We start from the raw sequence: 11,576 nt of genomic DNA, 5'->3' as shown, positions 1-11,576 counted from the left end.
ATATGTATTGAGTTAGGAAAAAATATATAGTATTATACAATGTAGTTAGTATAATAGATAAAGGCAAACTACCCGAAAGGTTAGGAAGCAAAGCCTAGGGTCTAAGGTGAAGAGAGAATTGTTTTTTTTACTATGATTGCCAGGTTACCATTTAATGTAAATTCATTTAATTTTATGGCTATTCTATGGTGATTAGAATAGCTTTTTTCTTTGTTACGAAAATAATTTTGGAGGTTTTTCATGTCTGGAAATATTGGAACAATAGTAGTGAAGGTGAACAAAGCCTGTGATGATTTAGATTTTGTGAATGCAAGAGGAATAATAGAGGCAAATCTTCTAAAGCTATCGGAAGCAAAATACTATCGCCTATTAAACGCAAGCGGGCGTGTACTTATTAAACATATATTAGCAAATGGCGACGGGCAAAATGAAGTGAAACAAACATTAACACGTACTGATTTCCTAGTGATTAATAAAATTAATGAGTATTGTTCGAACTTTGATATTTCAATGTTGAAAAGAACATTAAAAAACTCATTTGAATTAGTGCAAAGATCAGATGTATTGCCACTTTTAAATAATGATGCAAAAATTATTTTAGACGATATGGGTGCGCTTTTAGGCGTCCATCAATTACATTAATTTGCTGTTTATTTGCAAAAAACTAGTTAAAAACACACAGACAATCACTCCTACAGTGCTTTTCTGTGTGTTTTTAAAATTGTGTCAGAATTGTTTGTGTGCCTGGCACGCTTTATACTAGAGTGAGAGGGAGTGTTTCTTTTGTTTACAACGATAAAAGCATGTACAGATTTTATTTTTACATTAAAAGCGGTTGATCATAAACGTGAGCCATTAGTAATGATGCGTGAAGTATTGGCTCGTTTAGGAGACCCGCAGAACAAGCTACGAACTATACATCTAGCAGGTTCCAATGGCAAAGGGTCTACTGTAAATGTATTGAGGGAGATGTTGGAGAATGCAGGTTATCGAGTAGGGGCTTTTACTTCTCCACATTTAACGCGTGTCAATGAACGGATGACGATTAACGGCATGCAAATTTCGGATGAGCAATTTTTACAATATATGAACAATATCGCTTCAATTATTGAAGCGCATTATAATGGGGACTATCCAAGCTTTTTTGAGGTCGTAACACTTATTATGTTCCAGTATTTTGCTGAAGAAGAAGTAGATTTTGCACTTATTGAAACAGGGCTTGGTGGGCGCTTAGATGCGACCAATGTGATCACACCACTTGTTTCAATTATTACGACAATTTCATTGGAGCATACAGCATTTTTAGGCGATACGTATGCGAAAGTTGCATTTGAAAAGGCAGGAATTATTAAAGAAGGAGTGCCTGTTGTGGTGGGCGTTAAAAACGATGAGGCGCTTGCTGTTATTCAAAAAGTTGCACAACAACGTCAAGCCAAATGTCTTGTTTTAGGATACGATTTTCACGTCGTAGCACAAAATCAACGGGTTGGTATGCAATCCTTTAATTATCGTAACGCAAATGTTGAACTAACTGGTATTCAATTAAAAATGGCTGGAGAGCATCAAATTGCTAATGCCAGTCTTGCCATAACAGCAATGGATATTTTACGTGAGCAGGGACATATTCAACTAACAGAACAGGCTATGCTTCTGGCGCTACAAACTGCACAGTGGGCAGGCCGCTTTGAACAATTTCCAAATAATATTGTGCTAGACGGTGCCCATAATTCAGAAGGAACCGCTGCATTGATTCAAACGCTTCAGACAGTTTATCCGCACCATCAATATCACTTTATTTATGCAGCGCTTTCTGATAAAGATCATGCAAATAGTATTGCATTAATGGATGCAGTGGCAACTTCTATGTCGTTTACACAAATTGGCTTGCCGAATGCCATGCCAGCTGAAAAATTAGCGATGTTATCAACACATATTAACAAACAATATGATGCGAATTGGCAGGCAATAGTCCAAGCCGTTATAAAAAGCAGAGAGCCTCAGGATATTGTTGTTATTACTGGCTCACTTTATTTTATAGCGGAAGTTCGACAGTGGTTGAAGGAGGAGACACGATGATTCCCCAGTTTGATCAATATAAGAAAAAATGGGCATTAGCAAGTGATGATATCATTAAGCCTGGACTAACGGCTATTGAAGAAGCTTTAGCACTAGTGGGAAATCCAGAGAGAAAACTACAAATTGTGCATCTTGCAGGTACGAACGGCAAAGGCTCTACACTGACATTTTTAGAGTCGATTGCGCAACAACATGGTTTAAAAGTAGGGAAGTTTATGTCTCCTTGCATTTTAAATGTGCATGATCAAATTCAAGTAATGAGCGAGCCAATTTCTAAAGAAGAGATGGATTGCGTTTTTCAACAAATGAAAAGTGCCGGACTTAGTGGGAAGCTGACAGATTTTGAGCTACTAACAGTTGCAGCATTTTTGCAATTTGTCCATAGCGATGTAGATGTGGCATTCATTGAAGCGGGTATGGGGGGCTTACTAGATAGTACTAATGTCGTAATGCCAATTGTCTCCATTATTCCAAGTATTGCGCTTGAACATACGAAATTTTTAGGATCGACAATTGAAAGTATTGCCGAGCATAAAGCAGGGATTATTAAGCAAAATCGTCCTGTTGTTATTGGTGAGGTACCGTTAGAGGCGATGGCCATAATTAATAAAGTTGCAAAAGCAAAGCATGCTCCAATTTTAGAGCTATCAAAACAATTTACAATTGAGCAAATGGATGATGATGAGTGTTATACAAATAAAGAAAAAAACATATGTATTGCCAATCTCACTCGTAAGATGAAAGGGCCACATCAGGGTAATAATATGGCATTAGCCATTACCGCTTTTTTTGAAGTAGCTACAGCATTAGACGTTGCCATCAACGAAGAAAGCATACGCTATGGTATTAAAATGGCAAGTATTTTAGGACGTTTTGAAGAAGTAATGCCTTATATTATTTTTGACGGTGCCCATAATCCAGCAAGTGCAGAAAAATTGGTAGAGACGGTCCGTCGAGAATTTCCTGATGAGTCCATTACGTTCGTTATAGGCATATTAGGTGATAAAGATGTAAAAGAAGTTTTGCAATACTTTGAGCAAATTAGCGATCGTTTTTATTTTGTTGATTTTGATAATCCGCGAGCTATGTCCGCAAAAAATATGGTAGAACTAAGTAATGCACCCTATAAAGCGGTTTTACGTGATTACATTCAATTTATACAACAGCAATCAGAAAACCAGTGCAGAACAATTGTATCGGGCTCTTTATATTTATTAACAGAGGTTCGTAGTAGGTTACTACAATCCAACAATTAGGAACGTCAAATTATAGTTTTATAATTACAAGAAGGACTAGCAATTCGTCATCGTTCTACTGAAAACAACGTAACCTTCCGTTAGTTGAACCACATGTATTATGAAAGCGTCACAGCGTGGAAACAGGCTCTATAGCCGTGTTTAACGTGGAAAATGCACGAAATTAGGTGAGCGATCATGATGTGACGAGCTTTGAAAATTAAAGACGTTTTTTGAAAGTTTATAGCGATAAATTTTTTAGACGAGACGACAACAGTCTCGTCTTTTTTTATGTTTATTTTGATAGGTTGAAATAAGAGGTGATGAACGTATGAAAATTGTTAGTCAGGTAATCAGAAAACAAATAGTGCGCGCAATGCTAATTGGTGGCATCGTGGGGCTTTTTGGGGTAGCCATTTTTTTAGGTGTTCTCCAGGCAAGTACCCAATTTTCTTTAAAAAAGGATAGCGAGGTCGCAAAAAACGAAACGGAAGCACCAGTAGAGGGAAATTCAGAAACAATACCGACAGCAGGAGGTACTGGAACCTCGACAATGTTTTATGCGAGTCAAGCAGGTGTATTTTCTAATTATGAAAGTGCAAGTGCGTTTATAGCAGAACATCCTACACTGCAAGAAAGTGCGATTGTGGAAGTAGAGAGTAAATATTATGTATGGACAAGTATGGTGACAGAGGAAAGTGACTTAGTATTTTTAAAGGATCCTCCAACATTTAAAAAAGTTTTCAATGTTACTGGCGATAGTTGTAAAGAGCCGACCATTGCAGAAATAACAAATGTATTAGCAGATAAAAATACGAAAAAATTAAATTTTAGTGAGGCAGCAAATGATTCCACATTGCCTTCCGATTGGCAAAGTATTGGCAAGGCAGCAACATCTATTTCTAGTGATATAAGCATTATCCGTCTTCAAATTTTTGCGCATTACAAATCCAAAAATCCTTGTCTTCAAACGAAATTTTAAGTAAAGAATATAGCCAAAAGTACATTATCTTGATTTTTAGAAAATTTTCAAAAACCACTTTCTCCGTTATGATAGAGAGAAGGAGGAATGGTGAAAAAATGTTTGAAACGAATCATAAATTAGTGCTTGCTTCCGCATCACCACGACGTAAAGAATTGCTTGCGATGCTTGAACTTCCGTTTGAAATTGTGACAAGTGAAGTAGAAGAGACAAGCGTAACCGCAACAACAATGCAAGATTATGTAAAAGGTGTGGCACTTTTAAAAACGCGGGATGTCGCTCAAAAAGTATCAAATGCAACGATTATTGGTGCGGATACGATTGTCGTCTTTGACAATGAGCTACTGCATAAGCCAAAAACACGTGAGGAAGCCATTTCTCACTTAACACGTTTATCAGGCAAGCGTCATGCGGTCATGACTGCTGTTGCCATCATTGAACCAAATGGATTGGAAACGACATTTCTAGAAGAAACAGCTGTTGTATTCCATACTTTATCACAGGAGCTTATAGAAGCGTATGTAGCCTCTGGAGATTCTTATGATAAGGCAGGCGGTTATGGTATTCAAACAGTTGGTACCCTTTTAGTTGAGCGAATTGAAGGAGATTATAACAATGTTGTGGGCTTACCACTTGCAGCGTTGTTCGCGCAATTGGTAGCACGACGAATTATCCAATTTGCGAAGGAGTGAAGCTATTGCCAATAGATGTTATACCAGATATGATGATTCGCGACGTTCATTTAGCAGATCGACCTCGGGAAAGACTATTACGGCAAGGTGCTAAGAGCTTATCCAATCAGGAGCTACTGGCTATATTACTGAGGACAGGCACGAAGGAAGAATCTGTTCTTGTCCTTGCCAATCGTGTTTTAAGTACATTTGAACGTTTGCATCAATTAAAACATGCAACAATTGAAGAAATGGTCGCCATAAAGGGTATTGGAGAGGTAAAGGCAATTCAAATATTAGCCGCAATCGAACTCGGAAGGCGCTTGTCTCAAAAGCAAAATGATGATAAATATACGGTTCGTTCTCCGCAAGACGCCGCTGCTTACCTTATGCCTGATATGACCTCTTTAAGTCAGGAACATTTTGTTGTCCTTTTTCTTGATGTGAAAAATCAAATCATTCATAAAAAGACGATTTTTATCGGGGGTTTGAATGCGTCCATTGTACATCCGAGAGAAATCTTTCGTGAGGCTGTAAAGCGCTCTGCTGCCTCAATTATTTGTGCTCATAATCACCCAAGTGGTGTTCCGACACCGAGTCCAGAAGATATTGAGGTAACGAAAAGAATTCAGGAAGCTGGTTTTATTATTGGTATTGAGTTACTGGATCATATCATCATCGGTGACCACCAGTTTACTAGCTTAAAAGAAAAAGGTTATTTTTAGCACTGTACGCTTAAAGGCTTCCTTGCTGGAGCTTCTAGTAAATAAGCTTCAGCCTTTAGCAGGCACCCCATTACCTAGCTACTCGCCAGCGAATTAGAAAGAGGAATGATGCTTGTGCTTGCAATAGTGGGGCTAGTACGTTTTGCTACAGAACATTTTGCAAATTAAATAGCTTTGGTAACAAGCTGAGCTCTGCAAAAATTTTTGCAGAGCTTTTTAGAATACAAAAGGCGTTAATGCTCCGAAATGCGTTTTTTCTTGGTAATAAATTTTTCTAGTTTATTTTAGGGACAGTATAGTTTGAACGGTTTTTAAGCATTTTAATAAAAAATGAACCTTTTTGATTGAATGACGTTATTGTATTCGTAGAAAAATATCTATAGCATTCACAAAAATTGGTAGCCTATAATGCGTTGTCTTACATGAAAAAAAATAATATGCTAATCTATACGTACTATTTTTAGTTTAAGAGGGAATTAAAATAGTAAGTTTTCTGCAAGATGAGGTATGTGGCACTACAAATTCTTGCATTTATCCGTTATAATGAACGGTATGATTTTATGTCAACGATAGTATGGCTTAAATAGAAAGGGAGTACACAATTTGTTTGGATTAGGTAGTAAAGATGTCGGGATTGACCTTGGCACAGCGAATACATTAGTTTTTATTAAAGGGAAGGGGATCGTTTTACGCGAGCCTTCAGTAGTAGCAAAAAACACAAAAACAGGAGACATCGTTGCAGTTGGTAATGATGCGAAAAATATGATTGGCCGTACACCTGGATCAATCGTGGCGATTCGTCCGATGAAAGATGGCGTTATTGCTGATTATGATATTACAACAGCGATGATTGAATATTATTTAAAAGAAGCTTGTAAAAATTCCGGCGGAAATTGGAAAAAACCGAATGTAATGATTTGTGTGCCATACGGTATTACATCGGTAGAGCAACGTGCAGTTATCGATGCTTCTCGTCAAGCTGGTGCAAAAGAAGCCTTTACAATTGAAGAACCATTTGCAGCTGCTATTGGAGCAAACTTACCTGTTTGGGATCCAACTGGTTCTATGGTTGTTGATATCGGTGGCGGTACAACTGAAGTAGCAGTAATCTCTTTAGGTGGTATTGTGACAAGTGAATCTGTACGTATTGGCGGGGATGCTATGGATCAATCAATCATTTCATATATCCGTAAATCGTATAACTTAACAATTGGTGAACGTACTGCAGAAGCAGTTAAAATGGAAATTGGGACAGCATTCGCTGAAGGCCCAGAAGAGAAAATGGAAATTAGAGGTCGTGACCTTTTAACAGGTTTACCAAAAACAATTGAGATTTCGTCTCAGGAAATTTCAGATTCATTGCGTGAAGCGGTATCGTCAATTATTGACGGTGTACGTAAAACGTTAGAACAAACACCTCCAGAATTATCTGCAGACGTGATGGAGCGAGGTATTGTGTTAACTGGTGGTGGCGCATTGTTAACGAATTTAGACAAAGTTATTAGCCGTGAAACAAATATGCCTGTATTTATTGCAGAAGATCCATTAGACTGTGTAGCTATTGGAACAGGTAAAGCTCTAGATCATATTGATCTAATTCGTCAACAACAAGTAAAAGGGTAAGGAGGTTTAGGCAATGCCACATTTTTTTTTCAATAAGAAATTAATACTGCTATTAGTGGGCATGGTTTTTCTTGTGGCATTGATTAGCTTCTCATTACGAGATCGGACGAACGCAACTTTACCAGAGCAAATTATTAAAGATACTGTCGGCGTCGCGCAATCTATTGTTGCGAAGCCGGCGAATTACATAGCTGGTATTTTTAATAATATTGACTCCCTCTTAAACACGTACGAAGAAAACAAACGTTTAAAAGCACGCTTAGAAGATTTTGCAGCTGTACAAGCCGAAGCATTGGTATTAAAATCTGAAAATGAAAAGCTATTAGAACTTACAAAGTCAGAAAGTTTAAAGGCGTTTAATCCTATTCAAGCAACGGTTATTGCTAGAAATCCAGACCAATGGGAAGAAAAGATTATTTTAGATAAAGGTTCATCCCATGGTGTAGAAAAAAATATGGCAGTTATGACAGCGAAAGGGCTAATCGGTAAAATTACGTTAGTGACTCCTTTCACCTCTGAGGTTGAGCTTTTATATACAAATAATCCTAATTATCGTGTGTCAGCGATGGTTTTAGGAGAAAAAGAAGCATACGGTTTAATCGAGGGCTTTGATAAAGAACGAAATGAACTCATTATGAAGCGAATCGATTCTAGCTTAAATGTGAAGGAAGGCGAAAAAGTAGTTTCTTCAGGTTTAGGTGGTATTTTCCCTAAAGGTGTACCAATCGGAGAAATTACGGAAGTTAGCACAGATGATTTTGGCTTAACGAAAATGGCTTATGTAAAACCATCTGCTGATTTTTCTCTATTAGAAAATGTTGTTATCGCAAAACGATCATTAACAGTTATTGATGGTTCTGACGGAGAAGCAACGAATGAAGATTTAACAAATCCACAAAAGGTTACTGAAGAGGGGGAAAAGTAATGGTTCGGTTTCTTATTCCCTCTGTTGCAGTATTGCTATTTTTACTAGAACCAGAGTTTGCTATGCTGTCACCGATTGAAGTGGGCGGGCATGTCTATTATCTAGTACCTCGATTTCTAATTCTATACTTAATATTTATATCCATCTATTACAGCCGTCAACGAGCGGTAATGTATGGACTTTTTTTTGGTGTCTTGTATGATGTGTTTTACATTGATATTATTGGATTATACTCGGTACTATATCCGCTAATTTGTTTTTTAGCAGGGTCTATCGTGAAAATAATTCATCAGCACTTAGTTGTGACTACAACTATTTCAGTTGTTTTAGTAGCAATTTTAGAATTCGTACTTTATCAATTCTTCTATCTAATCGCTTTTACAACGATACCGTTAACGGATTTCTTACAATCACGACTACTGCCAACAATCATTGCGAATACGTTATTTTTAATGATTCTTGGTTGGGCCTTCAAGTATCTAATTAATGCGCGTGTCTTACAGAGAGCACGTGAAGTTTCTTAATATCAAGAGCAACGTGAGGTGAGGCATTCATGAAAAAACAATTAGTTAATATGAAGGGAACAAAGGATGGTTTTGTTCTTCGTTTAGACGATCAATGTTCGTATGCCGATTTAGTAGAAGAGCTAAAGCGAAAAGTTTCAGAAGGCGGTATCGATGGTAAAGTAGATGTACAATTACATTTAGGCTATCGATACTGTTCAGATGAACAAGTAAAAGAGTTAGTGAAAATTGTTCAAGAATCAGAACAATTAGTAGTAGCAAAAGTGCAAAGTGAAGTACTGACTGTCCATGAGAGCAACAAGAAAATGATAGAAAGCCAACAAGATACATATGTAGGAGTGGTCAGATCGGGACAAGTTCTACGTGCCTCAGGGGATATAGTAATTGTGGGGAATGTGAATCCGAATGGACGGGTAGAAGCTGGTGGTAATGTATACGTCCTTGGCAGACTAAAGGGAATTGTACATGCAGGTGTACATGGAAATAGGGAAGCAATCATTGCTGCCTCTCGTTTAGAAGCCACACATATTATGATTGCTGATCAGGTTGAAGCAATGTCAGATGAACATGTAAAAGCTATCAATCAAGCAGACATGGCTTGTGCATTTATCGGCTATGATGGGCGTATTGCGTACGATCAAATTCATGCGTTAAAAAATATTCGACCATTATTAAATGTGTCTAAGGGAGGAAGCTAGTGTGGGAGAAGCGATCGTCATAACTTCAGGTAAGGGCGGTGTCGGTAAAACGACAACAACGGCTAACCTCGGGACTGCATTGGCTCTACAAGGGAAAAAAGTATGTTTAGTAGATACAGATATTGGCTTGAGAAATTTAGATGTGATTCTAGGTCTCGAAAACCGTATTATTTATGATTTAGTTGATGTTGTTGAAGGACGTTGCAAAATCCATCAAGCATTGATTAAAGATAAACGTGTAGATGATAAACTATTTTTATTACCTGCTGCTCAAACGACAGATAAAAATGCTGTCACACCTGAGCAAATGGAGAGCTTAGTAGAGGAATTAAAGAGAGACTATGATTATGTTTTAATAGATTGCCCTGCTGGTATTGAGCAAGGTTATCGCAATGCGGTAGCAGGTGCAGACCATGCAATCGTTGTAACAACACCAGAAATTTCTGCTGTACGGGATGCAGACCGAATTATTGGACTGCTTGAACAAGAAGAAATTACAGCTCCTAAACTTATTATTAATCGTATTCGTCAGCATATGATGAAAAACGGCGATACACTGGACGTCAATGAAATTACAACACATTTGTCCATTGATTTATTAGGCATTATTGTTGATAGTGAAGGTGTTATCTCATCCTCAAATAAAGGTGAGCCAGTCGTTATGGATCCAACGAATAAGGCATCTTTAGGTTACCGTAATATTGCCCGTCGCATATTAGGTGAATCTGTGCCATTAATGGCCATTGAGGACGAGCATCGTGGAATGTTCTCAAAACTTAAAGCATTATTTTCAAGATAATCAAAACCTTTTCGTGCACATGCGCGGAAAGGTTTTTTTATTGCTAGTAAATTGTGTGAGAATTGTATGAGTGACTGGCACATGCATGAATGGACATGCTGCCTCATATAGTGTGAAAAAAGAGGATGAGAGCTTGTTTAAAAAATGGAAATGGATTGTCATGATATTACTTGTGGCTGCAATTATGCTTATGATTCGCTTAGAAGATCAAGGCGTAATGGAAACACCTGTGCGAAAGCTTGTAACGACATCAGCAGATTTAACATATTTAAGTGAGCTCGGAAAAAGTCTGCTGAAAAAAGAGGAAGAAACGATAATGGTTTCCAGTGATATAGGGCAAACTGAACTATTAACGTTTTCAAATGCGCAAGTTTTTAAAGAGGGGTTTTTATTACAATATGATGTGGGCCTCCCTGTATATGCGGGCCAAAGTGGGCTCGTTGTTTTTACAGGTCATACAAAATATACTGGTAAAACGATGACAGTTAGCTATGAGGATGGTACAACTGTCTCTTATGGGATGCTTGATAGTTTAGCACAGTTACCATATACAACAATACAGGCCAACGACTTGATCGGTATGAAGCAGACTGGACAACTCTATATTTCGATTGAGAAAGATAAAAAGCATTTAAATTTAGAAGAAATTGTGCAGTGGCTTGAAACGACGGAGAACGATGAAGGTTAAATTGCATTTACTTTGTATCCCTCTGATTCTGTTAATGATTTTTAGTGGCCAGATCGCTTATTATGCAATTATTTTAACTTCTTTGCTATGGCATGAAGCGGGCCATATATTGGCTGCGGTGCTTTGTGGCGTGAAAATAAAATCATGTGTGATCGCACCCTATGGAGGGGAAATAGAATTTGAAAATCCAGCAGCTGTGCAGGCATCTTCACTACTTTGGATTGCACTAGGAGGTCCAATCGCCACAATACTGGGGATTGGTCTTGCTTTTTTTATGCCAGATTTAATTGCCATTCGACTTGTCAATGTGCAGCTAGTATTACTAGTAATTAATTTAATACCCATCATTCCGTTAGATGGTGGAAGGATACTTTTGGCCTGTTTATTTTTATTTTATCCAAGTGTGAGAGTTTTTGAATATTATTATTCGCTTTCTCTTATTTTTGCCTCTATACTATTCATAGTAACTTTAGGAAATTTACCACAATCCATTTTTTTAGCTGTTCTGTGCCTATTTATATGGTTGCAAGTACTAAAAGAATGGAACTATCGAAAGTACCGTTTAGCATTTGAGAAATATGTAATGAACAGGTTGACTTGATAGAATCCATGTGGTAGTATTTTAATGTT

Annotated in this window: 13 protein-coding genes and 1 riboswitch; all 13 genes read left to right on the top strand. The window is 37.6% G+C overall.

The window, feature by feature from the left end:
* The first annotated feature begins 52 nt into the window (after positions 1–52).
* A riboswitch (cyclic di-GMP riboswitch) is annotated at positions 53–152 on the top strand.
* 88 nt (positions 153–240) lie between these two features.
* The 13 genes from FH508_RS16825 to FH508_RS16765 all read left to right on the top strand — a co-directional run bounded on the left by FH508_RS16825 (position 241) and on the right by FH508_RS16765 (position 11,547).
* A complete protein-coding gene (locus FH508_RS16825; protein WP_139860139.1) occupies positions 241–642 on the top strand; it encodes a hypothetical protein in 402 nt (133 codons plus the stop codon).
* 141 nt (positions 643–783) lie between these two features.
* Positions 784–2,076, top strand: a complete 1,293-nt coding sequence (locus FH508_RS16820) for a bifunctional folylpolyglutamate synthase/dihydrofolate synthase (RefSeq protein WP_139860141.1) — start codon at positions 784–786, stop codon at positions 2,074–2,076.
* Positions 2,073–3,332 carry a bifunctional folylpolyglutamate synthase/dihydrofolate synthase gene (locus FH508_RS16815; RefSeq protein WP_172772217.1) on the top strand — a complete coding sequence of 420 codons (1,260 nt, stop codon included), beginning with the start codon at positions 2,073–2,075 and terminating at the stop codon, positions 3,330–3,332. Before FH508_RS16820 ends, FH508_RS16815 begins: the two co-directional genes overlap by 4 nt.
* A gap of 310 nt (positions 3,333–3,642) precedes the next feature.
* Complete coding sequence (locus FH508_RS16810; protein WP_172772216.1) at positions 3,643–4,293, top strand: hypothetical protein; 651 nt, start codon at positions 3,643–3,645, stop codon at positions 4,291–4,293.
* Positions 4,294–4,391: 98 nt separating this feature from the next.
* On the top strand, positions 4,392–4,985 hold the full coding sequence (locus FH508_RS16805; protein ID WP_172772215.1) for a Maf family protein: 594 nt from the start codon (positions 4,392–4,394) through the stop codon (positions 4,983–4,985).
* A gap of 32 nt (positions 4,986–5,017) precedes the next feature.
* Positions 5,018–5,689, top strand: a complete 672-nt coding sequence (gene radC / locus FH508_RS16800; protein ID WP_173477662.1) for a RadC family protein — start codon at positions 5,018–5,020, stop codon at positions 5,687–5,689.
* Positions 5,690–6,292: 603 nt separating this feature from the next.
* Positions 6,293–7,312 carry a rod shape-determining protein gene (locus tag FH508_RS16795; protein WP_172772214.1) on the top strand — a complete coding sequence of 340 codons (1,020 nt, stop codon included), beginning with the start codon at positions 6,293–6,295 and terminating at the stop codon, positions 7,310–7,312.
* 13 nt (positions 7,313–7,325) lie between these two features.
* Complete coding sequence (mreC, locus tag FH508_RS16790) at positions 7,326–8,237, top strand: rod shape-determining protein MreC (protein WP_172772213.1); 912 nt, start codon at positions 7,326–7,328, stop codon at positions 8,235–8,237.
* Positions 8,237–8,761: a rod shape-determining protein MreD gene (mreD, locus tag FH508_RS16785; protein WP_172772212.1), complete on the top strand. Its 525-nt coding sequence runs from the start codon at positions 8,237–8,239 to the stop codon at positions 8,759–8,761. The genes mreC and mreD overlap by 1 nt, the downstream gene beginning before the upstream one ends.
* Positions 8,762–8,790: 29 nt before the next feature.
* Positions 8,791–9,459, top strand: coding sequence for a septum site-determining protein MinC (minC, locus tag FH508_RS16780; protein ID WP_172772211.1), 669 nt, complete (start codon positions 8,791–8,793; stop codon positions 9,457–9,459).
* Between the two features lies 1 nt (position 9,460).
* Positions 9,461–10,258, top strand: a complete 798-nt coding sequence (gene minD / locus FH508_RS16775) for a septum site-determining protein MinD (RefSeq protein WP_172772210.1) — start codon at positions 9,461–9,463, stop codon at positions 10,256–10,258.
* A 133-nt stretch (positions 10,259–10,391) separates the two neighbouring features.
* Entirely contained in the window at positions 10,392–10,946 is a 555-nt protein-coding gene (locus FH508_RS16770) for a M23 family metallopeptidase (protein ID WP_172772209.1), read from the top strand.
* Positions 10,936–11,547, top strand: a complete 612-nt coding sequence (locus FH508_RS16765; RefSeq protein WP_172772208.1) for a zinc metalloprotease — start codon at positions 10,936–10,938, stop codon at positions 11,545–11,547. The genes FH508_RS16770 and FH508_RS16765 overlap by 11 nt, the downstream gene beginning before the upstream one ends.
* Positions 11,548–11,576: the final 29 nt, after the last annotated feature.

It is taken from the genome of Lysinibacillus sp. CD3-6 (assembly GCF_006351725.2).
Classification (GTDB): domain Bacteria; phylum Bacillota; class Bacilli; order Bacillales_A; family Planococcaceae; genus Lysinibacillus.
This window is presented reverse-complemented; position numbering and strand designations above follow the sequence as displayed.